A 16,669-nucleotide genomic window follows, 5' to 3' on the forward strand; every position below is an offset into this window, starting at 1 on the left:
TGCGAGGCGAGGGGGCCGGTGGGGAGCAATCGATGGTGTTTAAGGAGCGGGTTCTTTAGGGAACCCGGTGCAGCCACTCCGCGGTGCCGAACTTGGCCCCCACGCGGCGGCGGGCGGCCTCAAGCTCGGCGTCGGTGAGTACCGACGGTGTCGCGTCGTAGCGTTCGGCGAAGACGTCCATCATGGCTGCGACGATCTCGGCCCGGGCCATGCCGGTCTGGCGGCGGAGCGGATCCACGCGTTTCTTGGCGCTCCTGGTGCCCTTGTCGGACAGTTTCTCCTTGCCGATCCGCAGCACCTCCACCATCTTCTCGGCGTCGATGTCGTAGCTCATGGTGACGTGGTGGAGCATCCCTCCGTTGGCGAGCCGCTTCTGCGCGGCCCCGCCGATCTTGCCGTGCTCCGTGGCGATGTCGTTGAGCGGCACGTAGAAGGCGCTGATGCCGACTTTTTCCAGGGCCGCCATCACCCAGGCGTCCAGGAAACGGTAAGAGTCCGCGAAGCTGATGCCGTCCACGAGGGTCTGCGGCAGGTAGAGCGAGTACGTGATGCAGTTCCCGGCCTCCATGAACATCGCTCCCCCGCCGCTGATCCGCCGGACCACGCTGATGCCGTGCCGGGCCACCCCCTCGGGGTGGAGTTCATTACGGACGGACTGGAAGCTGCCGATCACCACTGACGGCTCCTCCCAGTCCCAGAACCGCAGGGTGGGGTTGCGCCGCCCGGCGCCGACTTCCTCGGTCAGGACCTCGTCCAGGGCGACGTTGACGTGGGTGGGCAGGACGGACGGGGCGATGATGTTCCAATGGTGGTCCGCCCAGCCCGTCGCCTTCGCCAGGGCGCGGCGGACGGTGACCGCGACGGCGTCGGCGGAGAAGCCGAACAGCACGGTGCCTTCGGGCAGGGCCGCCGTCACGGCGTCCGCGATGTCGGCGGCGCTGGTGTCGACGGGCAGCCCGGTGATCGCCCGGTTGATCTCCGGCAGCGCCTCGTCGGGTTCCAGGAAGAAGTCCCCGCTCACCGAGACGTGGGCCAGTGCGCCGTCCACGACGTCGAAATCGGCCACCACGAGTTTGCCACCCGGGACCTTGTACTCGCCGTGGTGACGGCCGGCGTTCTCGTCAGTGCTGGGAGCGGTGCCCACGGGATGGGATGTCATGACATCCATCCTGCCCCATGCAGCCGGGAATCCGGGAAACTGCGAAACCACGAAAACGCGAAACCGGAACACCGGCAGAGACGCAGAAAGCCCGCACCGTTGCCGGTGCGGGCTTTCCATCAGACCTTGGGGAAGAAGCTTACTTCTTGCCGCCGAAGCCCTTGAAGCGAGCGTTGAAGCGCTCGACGCGGCCTGCGGAGTCCATGATGCGCTGCTTGCCCGTGTAGAACGGGTGCGACTCAGAGGAGATTTCGACGTCGATGACCGGGTAGGTGTTGCCGTCTTCCCACTCGATGGTCTTCGAAGAAGACACGGTGGACTTGGTCAGGAACTTGACGCCGGAAGCCAGGTCGTTGAAAACAACAGCTTCGTACTTCGGGTGGGTATTAGACTTCATAATTGGACCTTTGTTCGCACAACTGGATTTTGCCAGTTGCCAGGTATGAATGGGATGGCTGGCGGAAATCACCGGACGGCCAGCTATCAAGCATAGCCGATAGCCGGACCACTGACGAACACCATCGGTGCACGTCAGCGCGGCGCAGCAGTGCTTGGCCTCAGTCACGCGAAATCCCAGCACACCCCACATCCAGGCCATGCCCGGGGCTGATGCGTGAGCTCACCCGGCGCGGGTGAGGCGCCGCAACCCACCCGGGCACAGGATGGAACTGCGGCTATCCGTCGGATTGCCTGTACCCGATTGAGAAACGGAGGTCATCAGTATGGCTGAGACACTGGATGAACTAGGGCCGGTGGACTGGCTCGTCGTGGAGTTCCCCGGTCCCGACTTCGGTAAGGGTCAGCTCGCCCCGTTCCTGGAGGACCTGGTAAAGCGCGACCTCATCAGGGTGCTCGACATGGTGTTCCTGAGAAAAACCGACGATGGCACGCTCGAGACGGCCGAAATCTCCGACCTCGACCCGAGCGAGCTCGGCGAGGTGCGCATGGCCGAGGCCGACCTGGCCATGGTGCTCTCTGAGCAGGACGTCATGGACCTGGCCGAGACGATCGAGCCCGGCCACTCCGCCGCGGTGCTGGTCTGGGAAAACCAGTGGGCGGCCCCTTTCGGCGCGGCCATCCGCAAGGCCGGCGGCCAACTCGTGGCCAGCGGCCGGATCCCGACCCAGGCCGTCATCGCCGCCTTCGAGGCCGACGCCGAAGCCCAGTCATCGGAAGAAGCAAAGGAAGGAGCCTGACATGCCACTGGCAGCACGACGCAGGCGCAGGACCGCCGCCGCCGTTGGCGGGGCCGTTGTCGTCGCCCACGGGATAAACCGTCGCGGCGACCGCCGTGAGGACCGGCGGGACGACCGCCAGGACGACCGCGGCGACCGGCGGGAGGACCGGCGCGACTGACACCACAGAGCCGGCTCCCGGCACACGCGGGTGCGCATGACCCTTCTGGGGTCATGCGCACCCCCACCTGACGCACTTCCCCCAGCAGGCGGAAGCCGCGAGGCATTCCGAACCGGCCACTTCTCCGGGTCTTCCCGACGATGACAGGACGCCAGCTTCGAAGCGGTCAACGCCGGAGTGTTCTTCCACGGGAACCCGGGCCAGTCCGAGGGCCTGGACAGCCTCCCCGCCGCAGCTGCCGAACTGCCCGAGCAGGACTGGGGGCCTTACCCGGGCAAGAAGGACTAAAAGCTCCCAAGTTCTCCCGGCCGCGTGGCCGGGAGAACGAGAGCGGCACCGCCAAAATCCGTTGACGGCATCATTGGGAGTCCTTCGGACGGAGCTCCCAGAACGCTACCGCCGACGCAGCGGCGACGTTGAGCGAATCGACGCCCGGGCGCATGGGGATCTTCACGGCGAGGTCGACGGCGGCCAGGGTCGCTGCGCTCATGCCCGCGCCTTCCGTGCCCAGCACCAGGGCCAGCCGCTCCGGGCGGCGGGCCGCGAGCACGTCGAGATCCACCGCGTCGTCCGTGAGCTCCATGGCGGCCACGGTGAAGCCTTGCTCCTGCAGCGAGGTCAGGCCTTCCGCCCAGTCCTCCAGCCGGGCCCACGGCACCTGGAACACGGTGCCCATGCTGACCCGCACGCTGCGGCGGTAGAGCGGATCACCGCACCGTGGCGAGACCAGGACGGCGTCCACACCCAGGGCCGCGGCCGAGCGGAAGATGGCGCCGACGTTTGTGTGGTCGACGATGTCCTCCAGCACGGCAACCCGGCGGGCTCCGGCGAGCAGTTCTGCCAGCGGCACCGGGGCGGGCCGGTGCATGGCGGCCATGGCGCCGCGGTGCAGGTGGAAACCGGTGATTTCCTCCAGCAGCGCCGCGGAGCCGACATACGCCGGGACATCCGGGTACCGCTCAAAGACATCCGCCAGGTCCTCGGCCCATTTCTCGGCAAGGAAGAAGGACCGCGGCCGGTGCCCCGCGGCCAGCGCCCGGCGCAGGACGCGGGAGGACTCGGCGATGTAGAGGCCCTCGGCCGGTTCCCGGACTTTGCGCAGGTGCACGTCGGTGAGCTGCGTGTAGTCGGAAACCCGCGGGTCGTCGGCGGATTCGAGAAAGTACATGGTCACGGGCAGGTCATTTCCGGAGGCTATTCGTGGGGGCTATTTGAACAGGTTGGCGATCATGAACCCCAGTGCCACCAGGCCCAGGGCGAAGATGACCCCGCGCAGGACCGCCGGGGAGAGCCGGCGCCCCACCTTGGAGCCGATCACGCCGCCGATCAGTGAGCTCACGGCGATCAGTCCGACCACGCCCCAGTCGATCCGGTCGAAGGCGAACAAAAGGTAGGAGCAAGCGGCGATCACGTTCACGCCCAGGACCAGGAAGTTCTTCATCGCGTTGGCGTTCTGGATGGTCCCCGTCATGAACACGCCCAGGATGCCAACCAGCAGGATGCCCTGCGCCGCGACAAAGTAGCCGCCATAGACGCCGGCCAGGTACACAAGCGCTACAAGCAGGACACCGTGGCGGCGGTCCCGGATGGCGTGCCCAGGGTTTTCCTCGCGGTTCTTCACCCACCGCTGCAGCCTCGGCTGGAAGACGACCATCAGCAGGGCCAGCACGATCAGGACAGGGGCGGCGTAGTAGAAGACCTTCTCGGGCAGGTGGAGCAGCAGGTACGCGCCGGTAACGGCGCCCAGCAGCGAGGCCGGCAGAAGCCGGAGCAACTGCCGGCCGCGGCCTTCGAGCTCCTTCCGGTAGCCCCAGGCGCCGGTGGCGTTGCCGGCCACGAGCCCCATGGCGTTGCTGATGGAGGCAGTGACGGGGGCATAGCCCAGGGCGATCAGCACCGGGAAGGTGACGAGGGTGCCGGATCCGACGACGCTGTTGATGGTGCCCGCCCACAGCCCGGCGAAGAAAATGAAGGCGCTATTGAGGAGCTCCACGCGGGGTCAGTGGACCCGTCAGTGGCTGGCGGTCGCGGTGTACCGGCCGGCGTTGACGGTGACATCCAGCGGCAGGCCGAACGTTTTGCTCAGGTTTTCGGCAGTGAGGACCTCCGGCAGCGAACCGGAGGCCACCACGCCGCCGTCGCGCATGAGCATCGCGTGCGTGAATCCCGGCGGCACTTCTTCGAGGTGGTGGGTGACGAGGACGATCGCGGGGGCGGCGTCGTCGCGGGCGAGTTCGCTCAGGCGCTGGACCAGGTCCTCGCGCCCGCCGAGGTCGAGCCCGGCGGCCGGCTCGTCCAGGAGCAGGAGCTCAGGATCTGTCATGAGGGCACGGGCGATCTGGACGCGCTTGCGCTCCCCCTCGGAAAGCGAGGCGAAGGGGCGGTTCAGCAGCGGGCCCATCCCCCACTCGTTCAGCAGGCCAAAGGCGCGCCGCTCGTCGTTCTTCTCATAGCCTTCGCGCCAGCGGCCGGTCACACCGTAGGCGGCGGTGACCACCACGTTGAGGACCTTCTCGTGCTCGGGGATCTGGCTGGCCAGCGCAGCGGAGGACAGGCCGATCCTGGGGCGGAGCTCGAAGACGTCGACTGCGCCGAGGACTTCCTCGAGGATGCCGGCCATTCCGGATGTCGGGTGGATCCGGGCCGCGGCCAGCTGGAGGAGTGTGGTCTTGCCGGCGCCGTTGGGTCCGAGGATCACCCAGCGTTCGCCTTCCTTGACCTGCCAGTCCACCTTGTCCAGGAGCGTCTTAGCCCCACGTACAACGCTGACGCCGGCCATTTCAAGAACATCACTCATAGGAGTAGACACTAGGACAAAAAAGCGGACGACTGATAACCGGCGCCGCGCGCTGCCGTGGGGCGTCACGCGGCGCCGGCCCGGGCGCAACGAATTCGGGCCGTCCAACGCCTGCTCGCTAGGATTGAAGCCATGAGTTCGAACGTGACCGCAGTGAGCTACGGCCTGAAACTGTCCCTTCCCGAGATCGAGCGGCTGCGTTCGCTCCTGACGGCCGCGGGGCTGAGCGTCGGTGCCGAAACCCGCGCCGGCGACGGGCGCTTCGAGGTATATGCGGCGGACTGCGCGCTGGAGGCCGAACTGGACGGCGCGCCGGAAGCCGAAAGTCCCATCCCCGACGCGGTTTCGGGAGCCCGGCTGGAGGGGCCGCGCCGTGCGCTGGCGGACTCCGGCATCGACGGTGTGGACACGGCGCTGGTTCCCGCGGCACTGCGCAGCGCGCCGCGGAAGTTCCTGATCATGGACGTGGACTCCACCCTCATCCAGCAGGAAGTGATCGAGCTCCTGGCCGCGTACGCCGGAAAGCGCGAGGAAGTGACGGCAGTGACCGAGGCGGCCATGCGCGGCGAGCTGGACTTCGCCCAGAGCCTGCACGCCCGGGTGGCTGTGCTCGCCGGACTGCCGGCCAGCGTCGTCGAGTCGGTCCGCGCCGAGGTCAGGCTGACCGAGGGCGCCGCCGAGCTCGTAGCGGCATTCCAGGCCGCCGGCCATGCCGTGGCCGTGGTGTCCGGCGGGTTCAACCAGATCCTGCGGCCGATCGCCGAGGACCTCGGGCTGCACCACTGGATCGCCAATGAACTCGAAATCGTCGACGGCGCGCTGACCGGCAAGGTGCTCGGCGACGTGATCGACCGGGCGGCCAAGGAGAAGTACCTGCGCGAGTGGGCCGCTGCCGAGGGCATCCCGATGGAACACACCATTGCCGTGGGAGACGGCGCCAACGACCTCGACATGCTGGGCGCCGCCGGGATCGGCATCGCCTTCAACGCGAAGCCTGCCGTACGTGCTGCCGCGGACGCCGCCGTCAACCTCCCCTATCTCGACGCCGTGCGGTACATCGCGGGGGTCTGATGCGTTAACCGCGAGATGGCACGTCGCGGCAATGTTTTAGGTAAACACTGCCGCGACGCGCCATCTCGGCGGTCTGCGCCTAGCTGGAGCTCTTGTCGGCGGTCTTATCTGCGGTCTTATCGAAATAATCCGCGCCGCCGACGTACTCGGTGTGGCCCGTCTCGACGTCGGCGGTGGCCATCTTGGCGACCTCCGCGGCAAATTCCTTGACTGAGTACAGCTTGCCCGCTTCGGCACGGCGGGCCTCGATGGCGCCGGGGTTGGACCGGTCGAGCAGGGTGGCCGTGACGGTGCCCTCGATCATGTCGCCGGAGACCACCACGAGCGAGATCCCCTTGTCCGCCAATGCCGGAACCAGCGCGCGGAGTGCGTCCTCGCCGGCACGCTTGCTGCGGGCCACGGGCTCGTAGTCGGGCATGGTGGGCACCGTGTCGATGAAGTGGGCCTGGTGGCTGGTCACGAAGACCACGCGCGAGCCTTCGGGCATGAGCGCCACGGCGGCGTTGAGCATGTTCACCTGGGCGTCGCGGTTCAGCTTCAGCGCGTAGCCCTCTTCCATCCCGGTCTCCATGCCGCCGGAGGCGTTGAGGACCAGGAGATCAAGGGAGCCGAAGTTCTCCATGGCGGCGCTGGCCAGGGCCTGGACGCCTTCCTGGGTGGTCAGGTCCGCCCCGACGGCCGCAGCACGGCCGCCGTCGGCTTCGATCTCCGCAACGACCTTGTTGGCGCGCGGCGCCTTCTGGCGGTAGTTCACGACGACGGCCGCGCCTTCGCCAGCCAGAATCTTGGCGACGTCGGCGCCGATTCCGCGCGACGAACCGGTCACGATCGCAGTCTTGTTATCCAGCAGTCCCATACGAGCTCCTTTTGTTCCAAACGTCCAAACACTGTGGGTCTGCCATCCATCATGCCAGCGGATCGCACCATTGCAGTTGTTCAGCATCAACAAAGAAGCCCCGGCGGTGTAGTTCCGACGTGTCATGGCCGGAGCGCGCCGGCGGTTGGTCAGCTGCGGTCGATCCGGATCTTCTTGGTAGTTTCCCCCGTCACTACCTCGGGAGCCGGTGCGCGGACTTCCAGGACACCGTCCTTGTACGTGGCGGTGATATCTTCTTCCTTCGCCCCTGCGGGCAGCGCAATGCTGCGGGCGGACCGGCCGTAACGGAACTCCGAGCGGTAGCCGGCCTTGCTCTTGTGCTCGGACGCTTCCTGCCGCTGCACCGCGATATGGAGCATGCCCTCGCTGACCGAGACGTCGACGTCCTGGTCGGGGTCGATCCCCGGCACCTCCGCCCGGACCACGAGGGTGCTGCCCTCTTGGAACTGTTCGATCTTGATCCCTGGCGCTATGGACAGATCACCGTCAAGGAAGCGCCGGACCGGTTCCAGCATGTCCGAGGGCGTCCACTTGCTGAGATCACTCATGATTTTCCTCCTGCGCTCACGCCCCTGCCGTGGCATGGTCGGGGGCTGTGAGCCCATTACACGCTCCCGGCGTTCCGGTGCCAAGGGCAAAAAGGCCCGGCGCGGCAGACAGCGGAGACGTCGGATACCGCCGTCGTCCGCTGTCCGCCGCGTCCGGCGTTGCCCGGGGCTAGTGGCCCATTCCGAGGCCGCCGTCGACCGGAATGACCGCGCCCGAAATGTAGGACGCCTCGTCGCTGGCGATCCAGCGAACCACGTTGGCGACCTCGGAGGCCTCGGCGAAGCGGCCGGCGGGAACCTTGGTCAGGTAGTCCTTCTGCGTGGTTTCGGGCAGCTCGGCCGTCATGTCCGTGTTGATGAAGCCGGGCGCGACCACGTTCGCGGTGATCCCGCGCGCGCCGAGCTCGCGGGTGAGCGACCGGGCGATGCCCACCAGGCCTGCCTTCGAGGCAGAGTAGTTGATCTGGCCCGGCGCGCCGTACAGGCCGGAGACGGAGGAAATGAGCACCACGCGGCCCTTGCGCGCCCGGATCATGCCCTTGGACGCGCGCTTGATGACCCGGAAGGCGCCCGTGAGGTTCGTGTCGATCACCGAGGTGAAGTCGTCTTCGCTCATGCGCATCAGGAGGGTGTCCTTGGTGATGCCGGCGTTGGCTACGAGTACTTCCACAGGACCGTGGGCGGCTTCGACTTCCGCGAACGCAGCGTCGACCGAAGCTTCGTCGGTGACGTCCGCCTTGACGCCGAGGATGCCCTCGGGCAGCGACGAGGCGCTGCGGAAAGTCACTGCTACCTTGTCGCCGTTGGCCAGGAAAGACTCGGCGATGGCCAAGCCGATCCCCCGGTTTCCGCCGGTGATCAGAACGCTGCGGCCGGTGGTGGGTGTGTCAGACATATGGGGCTCCGGGTTCTGCGGCAGGGAGGGCCGCGCTGGGGGCTGGATTTTTCCTGCCTCCGATCTTAGCGCCCGGTTCGCATCCGTTTGGGCGGCTCCGCCGATGGTGAGAGAATCTAAGTAAGCCTTGGGAGCGTGATCTGACAGCCGTGACACTCAAAAACCGACCCGGTGCGCATGTGCCCGGGAGGCCGGACGCCGAGTCCGGCGGTACCGAGGTGCACAGCATCACCGACGCCGCCGCTGCGCACTCAGACGAGATGCGCGAACGGATGATCAAGTACGCCGTCGCCATGGGCATCCGCATGGTCTGCCTGATCCTGATTTTTGTCGTGGATGGCTGGTTCAAGCTCATCCCGGTGCTTGGGGCCGTCTTCCTGCCCTGGGTTGCGGTAGTGATCGCCAACGGCAGCGACAAAGCGGAAATCCATAGTGATTCCCTGCTGGACTACGTTCCGCTCGCCGAGCTGGATGCCCCGGCCCCCACGGGCGCGGCCGAGGCTTACCCGGCCGACGGCGATGACGGCTCGGGGACGCTGCTGGAAGGCGAGCTGATCGATGATGAGAACGATGACGATGACGACCACGGACGGGCAGCTTCATGAACCTCTTTGACCTGGCCGGGCACGGTGGCGGCACCGCCGCGGGCCCCGGCACCGTCTGCTCACGGAAGGCCTGCCGCGCGGCGGCGGAATGGCAGCTGCTGTGGAACAACCCTAAGATCCACACCCCGGAGCGGCGCAAGATCTGGCTGGCGTGCGGTGAGCACCGCGCCTGGCTTGAAGACTACCTCCAGACGCGCGGACTGTGGAAAGAGACCGTGGCCCTCAGCGCAGAAACAGCCCCCCTTTCCGCAGGGACAGCCCCCCTCGACCCGTCAGGCAGGATCGGCTGAATGTACCGCTTTCTCTTCTCCAGTAAGTGGCTGGGGTACTTGTTGCTGGCCGCGATCTTCGCCGCCGGCTGCGTTGGCCTGGGCCGATGGCAGATGGACCGTCGCGCCGAAACCCTGGCCGAGATCAACCGGGTGGTCTCCAACTATTCCGCCGACGCCGTGCCCTTCGCCGATGTCCGGGACCAGTTCAGCCGGCTGAACCCGGAGCGCGAGTGGACCCAGGTGGAACTCAGGGGCAGCTACGACGTCGCCGGCCAGCGCATCGTCCGCAACCGCCCGCTCAACGGCCAGCCCGGCTACGAGGTGGTGGTTCCGTTCAAGCTCGAGTCCGGCGAAACCGTGGTGATTGACCGCGGCTGGCTGCCCATCGGCAACAACACCCCGGGCCGGCCCGACTCCGTGCCTGCGCCGCCGCAGGGTCCGGTAACAGTGGTTGCCCGCCTCAAGCCGTCGGAGCCCGAGCTGCAGCGCGGCGCCCCTGACGGCCAACTGGCCTCGATCGACCTCGCCGCCTATTCCGCGCAGCTGGGCTATCCGCTGCTCACGGGCGCCTACGGGCAGCTGGCCTCCGAGTCGCCGTCGGTGCAGGACATGCCGTTCCCGTTCCCCAAGCCGTCCACCGATGAAGGCACGCACCTGTCCTACTCGCTGCAGTGGTTCGCATTCGGCGTGCTGATGTTCGTCGGGTTCGGCTACGCCGCCCGGCAGCAGGCCCGCAACGCCGCGATTGACGCGGAGGACGCAGAAGCCGAGGCTGCCGAAGGCGTGTACCTGCACTCCAGCGGCCCGGCCGTGCGGCGCCGTCCCGTTCCGCGCAAGCGCAGGAACGCGACGGCGGAAGAAGAGGAAGACGCCATCCTCGACGCCCAGGGGTTCTGAGCGGTGAGCCCTGATGCCTTCCCCGGACCGGTGGCTAACGTCAAACGCGCCCTCACCGCCCTGGGCGCCAAAGACACGGTGACAGTGTTCGATTCAAAAGTCCCGACGGCGGCCGCAGCGGCCGCGGCGCTCGGCTGCGACGTCGCGGCGATCACCAACAGCCTGGTGTTCGACCTTGGGGGCGCTCCACTGCTGATCCTGGCCAGCGGCGCTGCCAAGGTGGACGTCCACAAGGTCGCCGAACAGCTGGGCTCGGGCAAGATCCGCCGCGCCTCCCCCGAGTTCGTCCTCGAACACACCGGCCAGGAAGTGGGCGGCGTAGCCCCGGTAGGCCACCCGGAGAAGATCCGGACCCTGTTGGACGAATCCCTGTCAGTCCACCGTGTGCTGTGGGCAGGAGCCGGAGACCACAACTCGATGTTCTCGATCGGCTACGAAGACCTCCAGCGGATCACGGGCGCAGAAGAGATGCCCGTCCGCTGATCCAGGTGACTCGCAGCTGCGGGCGGTCCTGAGCTCTGAAAACGGCCCCCGGATGCGGCGGGCCCCGCGCCCTACGCCAGCGTGATCAGGTCCAGGTAGTCTTCGTTCCAGTGGTCCTCGATGCCGTCGGGCAGCAGGACCACGCGCTCCGGGTTGAGCGCCTCGACGGCGCCCTCATCGTGGCTCACGAGGACCACGGCGCCGGTGTAGTTACTCAGGGCCCCGAGGATCTCGGCGCGGCTGGCAGGGTCGAGGTTGTTGGTGGGTTCGTCGAGGAGCAGCACGTTCGCACTTGAGGCCACAATGGTGGCCAGCGCCAGTCGGGTCTTCTCGCCGCCGGAAAGCACACCGGCGGGCTTGTCGACGTCGTCACCGGAGAACAGGAACGAGCCCAGAATGTTGCGTACTTCCGCGTCGTTCATGTCCGGGGCGGACGAGCGCATGTTCTGCAGGACCGTGCGGTCCACGTCGAGCGTCTCGTGCTCCTGGGCGTAGTAGCCCACTTTCAGGCCGTGGCCCGCAACGACTTCGCCGGTGTCCGGCTTGTCGACGCCGGCGAGCATGCGCAGCAAGGTGGTCTTGCCGGCGCCGTTGAGGCCCAGGATGACCACCTTGGAGCCGCGGTCGATCGCGAGGTCGACGTCGGTGAAGATCTCCAGCGAGCCGTAGGACTTGCTGAGGCCATCCGCGGTGAGCGGGGTCTTGCCGCAGGGTGACGGATCGGGGAAGCGCAGGGCTGCCACGCGGTCGGTCGCGCGCACGGCCTCGAGGCCGCCCAGCAGACGCTCGGCACGCTTGGCCATGTTCTGCGCGGCGACGGCCTTGGTGGCCTTGGCGCGCATCTTGTTGGCCTGGTCGATCAGGACCTGGGCCTTCTTCTCCGCGTTGGCGCGCTCACGCTTGCGGGCGCGCTCGTCCGTTTCGCGCTGGGTCAGGTAGCGCTTCCAGTCCATGTTGTAGAAGTCGATCTGGGCGCGGTTGGGATCCAGCAGGAAGACCTTGTTGACAGTCGCTTCGAGCAGTTCGGTGTCGTGGCTGATCACAATCAGCCCGCCCTGGTGGTTCTTGAGGAACTCACGGAGCCAGGAGATGGAATCGGCGTCGAGGTGGTTGGTGGGCTCATCCAGGAGCATGGTTTCGGCATCCGAGTACAGGATGCGCGCAAGCTCCACACGGCGCCGCTGTCCGCCGGACAGGGTCTTGAGCGGCTGGTTCAGCAGCCGGTCCGGCAGGGCAAGGTTCGAGCAGATTGCTGCCGCCTCGGCTTCGGCCGCATAGCCGCCGGCGGCCAGGAACTCTGATTCCAGCCGGTCATAGCGGTTCATCGCCTTGCGCTGGACCGCGGCGTCCTCGCTGGCCATTTCTTCGTGGGCCAGACGGAGCTTGCTCACGGCAATGTCCAGGCCGCGGACGGACAGGATACGGTCCCGGGCGAGCTGCTCCATGTCCGGCGTGCGCGGATCCTGCGGCAGGTAGCCGATTTCGCCGGTGCGGGTTACCTTGCCCGCGGCGGGCAGGCCCTCGCCCGCGAGGACCCGGGTCAGCGTTGTCTTGCCTGCACCGTTACGGCCGACCAGGCCGATCTTGTCTCCCTTGTCGATCCGGAAGCTCACCTGGTCCATGAGGAGGCGGGCGCCGGCGCGCAGTTCGAGATCCTGGACGGTAATCAATGCAGCTAAGGCCTTTCACAACAGGGAACGCCGCGGCACAACGGGTGGAGTCTGGGCGGGGCCGGGGCAGGGCGGTGCGAGAGCACGGCCTGTACAAGTCTACCGGCACGGCCCCTTCTCCCTGACATGGGCCCACATGGCAGCGGCCAGCCGCCGGCGCGATGCGGATGCAGGCGGCTGGCCGGGTTCATTGGCGACGCCCTCCAGCTTCCGGGCCGCCCCTTAGTGGGGCGCCTACAAAAAACCCGCCCCGCCGCGACCGTACAGTCGATATCACAAGTCCGATATCCGCAGCAGCATCCGACAGGAACGCCATGACGCAAACCGACCATCCCGCCACAGCCAGGACCCCGCGCCGCCGGAGCCGCTGGAATGCCACCGACCTTGGGCTCATCGCCGTCTTCGCCGCCCTTGTGGCGGGTTCGGCGCTGATCGCCGCCATTCCCGTGGGCGGGCTCGGCGTGCCCATCACGCTGCAGACCCTCGCCGTCATGCTCACGGGGCTGGCCCTCGGCCCGGCCCGCGCCTTCGCCGCCGTCGGCCTCTACCTGCTCCTGGGCTTCGCGGGCCTGCCGATCTTCAGCGGCGGCCGCAGCGGGCTGGGCGTCCTCGCCGGCCCCTCCGCCGGCTACATCATCGGGTTCCTGCTGGCCGCCACAGCGGTAGGCTGGCTGGCCGTCGTCGTGCTGGCCCGCACCGCCAACCGCACCGGCAAACTGCGTGGCATCCTCCTGTTCGCGGCCGCCATGGTGAGCAGCATCGTCTTCATCCACGGCCTGGGCATCCTGGGCATGATGGTCAACGCCAAGCTTGACTTCTCCAAAGCCTTCCTTGCCGATCTTGCGTTCTATCCCGGCGACATCATCAAGAACGTCCTGGCCGTCAGCATCGCCTTGGCCCTGCACAAGGCCTTCCCGGATCTGCTGCTCCGCCGAGTCCGGACGGCTGACACCCGCCCGTGAGCATCATTGTCCTGGACCGCGTGACGGTGCGGGTGTCGGTTGACGGCCGCCCCGCACCCAAGACGCTGCTCCAGGAACTTTCGCTGGACCTTACGGAACGGCGGATCGGCGTTATCGGGGCCAACGGCTCGGGCAAGTCCACCCTCCTGCGGCTCCTCAACGGGCTCGTGGCACCCAGCGAGGGCACTGTGCGGGTTGACGGCGCCGATACCGTCCGCGCGGTCCGGGAGGTCCGACGGCGTGTGGGCTTTGTCTTCACGGATCCGCTGTCCCAGCTCGTCATGCCCACCGGCCGCGAGGATGTGGAATTGTCCCTGCGGCGATCGTTCCGCAACGCCACAGAGCGCCGGGCCCACACGGAGTCAGTCCTGGAACGGTTCGGCCTGCTGCCGCTGGCGGACCAGAGCATCTACGAACTCTCCGGCGGCGAACGCCAGCTCCTGGCGCTCGCCGCGGTCCTGGCCGTCGATCCTGAGGTGCTGGTCCTCGACGAGCCGTCCACATTGCTGGATCTCCGCAACCGCGAACTCCTGCGACGCACGCTGGACGGACTCCGCCAGCAGGTGATTCTGTCCACCCACGACCTCGAGCTCGCCCGGGACATGGACCGCGTCCTGGTGGTGGACGACGGGAAGGTGGTGTTCGACGGCGACCCGGCGGCCGCCGTCGCGCACTACCGTGCCCTGAGTGCTGCGGGCCTGCCTGCAGCTGGCCGCGGAATGGCCGGGGGGCCTGCGGCCGGCGGGCTGGCGGGCGGCGGGCTTGAGCGGGCCGTGCCGGAGCAGGCCCGGCTGGAGCAGGCGTGAGCAGCCACGGATTCCTCCTGGCCGCGTATGCGCCGGGTTCGTCGCTGATCCACCGGGCGCCGCTGTGGCTGAAGTTCCTGCTGGTCGTTGGGTGCGGAATGGCGTCGTTCCTGATCGCCGACTGGGCCGTGTCGGCCGCCGTGCTGGCGCTGCTGTGCGGGCTGTTCCTGCTCAGCGGGGCGGGTCCGGCCCGGCTGTTTCGCGCGGTGCGCCCGGTCCTTCCGGTACTCGTGGCGATCGGTCTCTTCCAGTGGTGGCAGCTGGGCGCACCGACCGCCGCGCGGATCGTACTGAACGTCCTGATCTGCGTTGTCGCGGCTTCAATCCTGACCGCCACCACCCCGGTGCAGGCGCTCCTTGACGGCGTGGCGTCCCTGGCCCGGCCGTTCCGCCGCTTCGGTGCGGACCCGGAACGCTTCGCCCTGACCATTGCCATCATGCTCCGCAGCATCCCGTTCGTTGCCGGGGCCTACATGGACGTGCGCGACTCCGCCCGGGCCCGCGGGCTCGAACGCAACCCGAGGGCTCTTGTGCTGCCCGTCTTTATCAGTACTGTGGCCTTCGCCCGGCAGACCGGGGAAGCCCTCGCTGCCCGTGGACTGGGTGAGCCGGAGGACCCGGAGGAATAGCCCCTCGGGTGCCCTCGCGCGGCCCGGCTCCCCTGTGCAGTTGGTCAGTGGACATGCCCTCCCTTGGCCGCAGCCAATGGACATAGGGCCGCCATGCCCGCTCCATGCACCCAAGAATGGGCATCTCCCAATCAGGTTGCCCGCGGAGTGGCTGCCCCGCGGGGTTGGCCAATGGACATGCCCTCCCGTGGCCGCAGCCAGTGGACACAGGGCCGCCATGCCCGCTCCTCGCGCCCAAGAACGGGCATGTCCCGTCCCCAGAACAAGGCACGGACATGTCCCTACTCCGGTGCCACGGCAGGGCATGCCCGCACCCAGCAGATGGGCATGCCCTCCCCTGCCCGCAGCCAGTGGACATGTGGCCCATATGTCCACCGTGCGCGGCGAAGAATGGGCATGTCCCCTGGAGGATCAGGTGAGGCGCGAGTACCCCAGCAGCGCGGCCGTGCCCATGCCGCCGGCGATGCTGATCATCGCCAGGGCCAGCTGGCCCGGCTCCGCGGACCTGCGCGCCTGTGCCAGCAGCCGGGTGACCAGCACCGCACCCGAGGCTCCATAGGCGTGACCGAGAGCCAGCGCCCCGCCGTCGAGGTTGGCCTGTTCCGGGTCGATGCCCAATTGGTCAAAGCAGGCGAGCGTCTGGGCGGCGAAGGCCTCATTGAACTCCACGAGGCCCAGGTCGGCGGCCGTCAGGCCGTGTGCCGCGAGGAGCCGTTCGGCTGCTGCGGCCGCGCCGATGCCCAGGAGCTGCGGCGCCACCCCGGCGGTGTCGGTTCCCAGCACCAGCAACCCGTCCGCGGCGCCCAGCTGACGGGCACGTTCCATGGACGTAATGACCACGCCGGCCGCGCCGTCGGCGTCGAAGCACGAGTTCCCGGCCGTCACCGTGCCGGCGCTGGCAAACACGGGCGGGAATCGGGCCATCAGGGCCGGGCCAAGACTGGGCCGTGGACCGTCGTCGGCTTCAGCGGCCGCCCCGGGGCCCGCAGCGAGGGGCACGATCTCGCCGCCGAACTTTCCGGCAGCGGCGGCGGCCAGGGCACGGTGGTGGCTGCGGAGCGCGAAGGCGTCCTGGCGTTCCCGGCTGATGCCGAAGCGGGCGGCGACGTTCTCGGCCGCGACGCCCATGTCGGGATCACCGAGGCTCAGTGGCGCGAACTGGGCCCGGCTGTAATAGTCCGGGCTGCCATCGTCGTTGCGGTGGGCCCGGAGCGGAGCCGTGCTGATGCTCTCCACACCGCCTGCAAGGTACAGGCCGCCGCCGCCCGCCGCGACCAGCCGGGAGGCCAGGACGATCGCGTCCAGACCGGAGCCGCATTGCCGGTCCACCGTGACGCCGGGGACGGTGACGGGCAGGCCGGCCTCCAGCGCGGCGAGTCGGGCCACGTTTCCGCCGCCGCCCACGGCGTTGCCGATCACGACGTCGGTCACGGACTCCGGGGCGGTGCCGGCGCCGGCATCGGCGAGCAGGCTGCGGAGCACCGGAGCCAGGAGTTCGTGGGCGCGCAGCTTCTTCAGGGCCCCGTTGGCCCGGCAGAGCGGCGTACGGCGCGCGGCGATGATCACCGGCTGCCGGTCCTCCGGCAGCCGCCGGGGCAATGACGGTCCGGGGAAGGGCAGCCCGAGCGGAGCCGGCCCCGTG

Annotated in this window: 20 protein-coding genes; 10 read left to right on the top strand and 10 right to left on the bottom strand. The window is 68.1% G+C overall.

The window, feature by feature from the left end; all coding sequences use genetic code 11:
* Positions 1-55 precede the first annotated feature (55 nt).
* Entirely contained in the window at positions 56-1,159 is a 1,104-nt protein-coding gene (locus MRBLAR12_RS02305) for a lipoate--protein ligase family protein (RefSeq protein ID WP_364743230.1), read from the bottom strand.
* A gap of 139 nt (positions 1,160-1,298) precedes the next feature.
* Positions 1,299-1,556, bottom strand: a complete 258-nt coding sequence (locus tag MRBLAR12_RS02310) for a type B 50S ribosomal protein L31 (RefSeq protein WP_018772953.1) — start codon at positions 1,554-1,556, stop codon at positions 1,299-1,301.
* A gap of 325 nt (positions 1,557-1,881) precedes the next feature.
* Between MRBLAR12_RS02310 and MRBLAR12_RS02315 the strand changes: the two genes are divergently transcribed.
* Together MRBLAR12_RS02315 and MRBLAR12_RS02320 are read left to right on the top strand one after the other, a co-directional pair.
* Positions 1,882-2,355 carry a DUF6325 family protein gene (locus tag MRBLAR12_RS02315; RefSeq protein WP_229992601.1) on the top strand — a complete coding sequence of 158 codons (474 nt, stop codon included), beginning with the start codon at positions 1,882-1,884 and terminating at the stop codon, positions 2,353-2,355.
* Between the two features lies 1 nt (position 2,356).
* On the top strand, positions 2,357-2,515 hold the full coding sequence (locus MRBLAR12_RS02320) for a hypothetical protein (RefSeq protein WP_229992602.1): 159 nt from the start codon (positions 2,357-2,359) through the stop codon (positions 2,513-2,515).
* 358 nt (positions 2,516-2,873) lie between these two features.
* On the opposite strand, the gene MRBLAR12_RS02325 is transcribed toward MRBLAR12_RS02320, so the two are convergent.
* The 3 genes from MRBLAR12_RS02325 to MRBLAR12_RS02335 are packed head-to-tail and all read right to left on the bottom strand — an operon-like array spanning position 2,874 to position 5,312.
* On the bottom strand, positions 2,874-3,689 hold the full coding sequence (locus MRBLAR12_RS02325) for a TrmH family RNA methyltransferase (RefSeq protein WP_229992603.1): 816 nt from the start codon (positions 3,687-3,689) through the stop codon (positions 2,874-2,876).
* A 33-nt stretch (positions 3,690-3,722) separates the two neighbouring features.
* Positions 3,723-4,508 carry a sulfite exporter TauE/SafE family protein gene (locus tag MRBLAR12_RS02330; RefSeq protein WP_364743234.1) on the bottom strand — a complete coding sequence of 262 codons (786 nt, stop codon included), beginning with the start codon at positions 4,506-4,508 and terminating at the stop codon, positions 3,723-3,725.
* An 18-nt stretch (positions 4,509-4,526) separates the two neighbouring features.
* A complete protein-coding gene (locus MRBLAR12_RS02335) occupies positions 4,527-5,312 on the bottom strand; it encodes an ABC transporter ATP-binding protein (protein ID WP_364743236.1) in 786 nt (261 codons plus the stop codon).
* Between the two features lie 132 nt (positions 5,313-5,444).
* On the opposite strand from MRBLAR12_RS02335, the gene serB reads away from it, so the two are divergent.
* The gene (gene serB / locus MRBLAR12_RS02340; protein ID WP_364743239.1) at positions 5,445-6,383 is read left to right on the top strand and encodes a phosphoserine phosphatase SerB; all 939 of its coding nucleotides are present in this window, start codon (positions 5,445-5,447) and stop codon (positions 6,381-6,383) included.
* Between the two features lie 79 nt (positions 6,384-6,462).
* On the opposite strand, the gene MRBLAR12_RS02345 is transcribed toward serB, so the two are convergent.
* The 3 genes from MRBLAR12_RS02345 to fabG all read right to left on the bottom strand — a co-directional run bounded on the left by MRBLAR12_RS02345 (position 6,463) and on the right by fabG (position 8,703).
* A complete protein-coding gene (locus tag MRBLAR12_RS02345; protein WP_364743242.1) occupies positions 6,463-7,239 on the bottom strand; it encodes an SDR family oxidoreductase in 777 nt (258 codons plus the stop codon).
* A 149-nt stretch (positions 7,240-7,388) separates the two neighbouring features.
* On the bottom strand, positions 7,389-7,808 hold the full coding sequence (locus MRBLAR12_RS02350; protein ID WP_229992608.1) for an Hsp20/alpha crystallin family protein: 420 nt from the start codon (positions 7,806-7,808) through the stop codon (positions 7,389-7,391).
* Between the two features lie 169 nt (positions 7,809-7,977).
* Complete coding sequence (gene fabG, locus MRBLAR12_RS02355; protein WP_364743245.1) at positions 7,978-8,703, bottom strand: 3-oxoacyl-ACP reductase FabG; 726 nt, start codon at positions 8,701-8,703, stop codon at positions 7,978-7,980.
* A 149-nt stretch (positions 8,704-8,852) separates the two neighbouring features.
* Here fabG and MRBLAR12_RS02360 point away from each other — a divergent pair, with 149 nt between their 5' ends.
* From MRBLAR12_RS02360 to MRBLAR12_RS02375, 4 genes are read left to right on the top strand one after another with little or no spacing between them, the layout of a single operon-like run.
* Complete coding sequence (locus MRBLAR12_RS02360) at positions 8,853-9,308, top strand: DUF3099 domain-containing protein (RefSeq protein ID WP_229992610.1); 456 nt, start codon at positions 8,853-8,855, stop codon at positions 9,306-9,308.
* Positions 9,305-9,598 (top strand): hypothetical protein, encoded by a 294-nt coding sequence (locus tag MRBLAR12_RS02365; protein ID WP_364743247.1) that lies wholly within the window; start codon positions 9,305-9,307, stop codon positions 9,596-9,598. The genes MRBLAR12_RS02360 and MRBLAR12_RS02365 overlap by 4 nt, the downstream gene beginning before the upstream one ends.
* Positions 9,599-10,477 carry an SURF1 family protein gene (locus MRBLAR12_RS02370; RefSeq protein WP_229992612.1) on the top strand — a complete coding sequence of 293 codons (879 nt, stop codon included), beginning with the start codon at positions 9,599-9,601 and terminating at the stop codon, positions 10,475-10,477.
* Between the two features lie 3 nt (positions 10,478-10,480).
* Positions 10,481-10,960: a YbaK/EbsC family protein gene (locus tag MRBLAR12_RS02375; RefSeq protein WP_364743250.1), complete on the top strand. Its 480-nt coding sequence runs from the start codon at positions 10,481-10,483 to the stop codon at positions 10,958-10,960.
* Positions 10,961-11,031: 71 nt separating this feature from the next.
* Here the strand turns inward: MRBLAR12_RS02375 and MRBLAR12_RS02380 are convergent, their stop codons facing one another.
* A complete protein-coding gene (locus MRBLAR12_RS02380) occupies positions 11,032-12,630 on the bottom strand; it encodes an ABC-F family ATP-binding cassette domain-containing protein (RefSeq protein WP_229992614.1) in 1,599 nt (532 codons plus the stop codon).
* A gap of 314 nt (positions 12,631-12,944) precedes the next feature.
* Here MRBLAR12_RS02380 and MRBLAR12_RS02385 point away from each other — a divergent pair, with 314 nt between their 5' ends.
* Genes MRBLAR12_RS02385 through MRBLAR12_RS02395 form a run of 3 tightly spaced genes read left to right on the top strand, consistent with a single transcriptional unit; the run spans position 12,945 to position 15,027 of the window.
* Positions 12,945-13,592, top strand: coding sequence for a biotin transporter BioY (locus MRBLAR12_RS02385; protein WP_364743253.1), 648 nt, complete (start codon positions 12,945-12,947; stop codon positions 13,590-13,592).
* Positions 13,589-14,398 (top strand): energy-coupling factor ABC transporter ATP-binding protein, encoded by an 810-nt coding sequence (locus MRBLAR12_RS02390; RefSeq protein WP_364743256.1) that lies wholly within the window; start codon positions 13,589-13,591, stop codon positions 14,396-14,398. The genes MRBLAR12_RS02385 and MRBLAR12_RS02390 overlap by 4 nt, the downstream gene beginning before the upstream one ends.
* The gene (locus MRBLAR12_RS02395) at positions 14,395-15,027 is read left to right on the top strand and encodes an energy-coupling factor transporter transmembrane component T family protein (RefSeq protein ID WP_364743258.1); all 633 of its coding nucleotides are present in this window, start codon (positions 14,395-14,397) and stop codon (positions 15,025-15,027) included. The genes MRBLAR12_RS02390 and MRBLAR12_RS02395 overlap by 4 nt, the downstream gene beginning before the upstream one ends.
* Before the next feature lie 411 nt (positions 15,028-15,438).
* Here MRBLAR12_RS02395 and MRBLAR12_RS02400 read toward each other — a convergent pair whose 3' ends face one another.
* Positions 15,439-16,647, bottom strand: coding sequence for a thiolase family protein (locus MRBLAR12_RS02400; protein ID WP_364743742.1), 1,209 nt, complete (start codon positions 16,645-16,647; stop codon positions 15,439-15,441).
* Positions 16,648-16,669: the final 22 nt, after the last annotated feature.

Source organism: Arthrobacter sp. LAR12-1-1.1, from assembly GCF_040676555.1.
GTDB lineage: Bacteria > Actinomycetota > Actinomycetes > Actinomycetales > Micrococcaceae > Arthrobacter.

Coding starts and splice junctions, on each gene's coding strand:
- MRBLAR12_RS02305 (WP_364743230.1), bottom strand. CDS start 1,159: ATGACATCCCATCCCGTGGGCACCGCTCCCAGCACTGACGAGAACGCC.
- MRBLAR12_RS02310 (WP_018772953.1), bottom strand. CDS start 1,556: ATGAAGTCTAATACCCACCCGAAGTACGAAGCTGTTGTTTTCAACGAC.
- MRBLAR12_RS02315 (WP_229992601.1), top strand. CDS start 1,882: ATGGCTGAGACACTGGATGAACTAGGGCCGGTGGACTGGCTCGTCGTG.
- MRBLAR12_RS02320 (WP_229992602.1), top strand. CDS start 2,357: ATGCCACTGGCAGCACGACGCAGGCGCAGGACCGCCGCCGCCGTTGGC.
- MRBLAR12_RS02335 (WP_364743236.1), bottom strand. CDS start 5,312: ATGAGTGATGTTCTTGAAATGGCCGGCGTCAGCGTTGTACGTGGGGCT.
- serB (WP_364743239.1), top strand. CDS start 5,445: ATGAGTTCGAACGTGACCGCAGTGAGCTACGGCCTGAAACTGTCCCTT.
- MRBLAR12_RS02345 (WP_364743242.1), bottom strand. CDS start 7,239: ATGGGACTGCTGGATAACAAGACTGCGATCGTGACCGGTTCGTCGCGC.
- MRBLAR12_RS02350 (WP_229992608.1), bottom strand. CDS start 7,808: ATGAGTGATCTCAGCAAGTGGACGCCCTCGGACATGCTGGAACCGGTC.
- fabG (WP_364743245.1), bottom strand. CDS start 8,703: ATGTCTGACACACCCACCACCGGCCGCAGCGTTCTGATCACCGGCGGA.
- MRBLAR12_RS02365 (WP_364743247.1), top strand. CDS start 9,305: ATGAACCTCTTTGACCTGGCCGGGCACGGTGGCGGCACCGCCGCGGGC.
- MRBLAR12_RS02370 (WP_229992612.1), top strand. CDS start 9,599: ATGTACCGCTTTCTCTTCTCCAGTAAGTGGCTGGGGTACTTGTTGCTG.
- MRBLAR12_RS02385 (WP_364743253.1), top strand. CDS start 12,945: ATGACGCAAACCGACCATCCCGCCACAGCCAGGACCCCGCGCCGCCGG.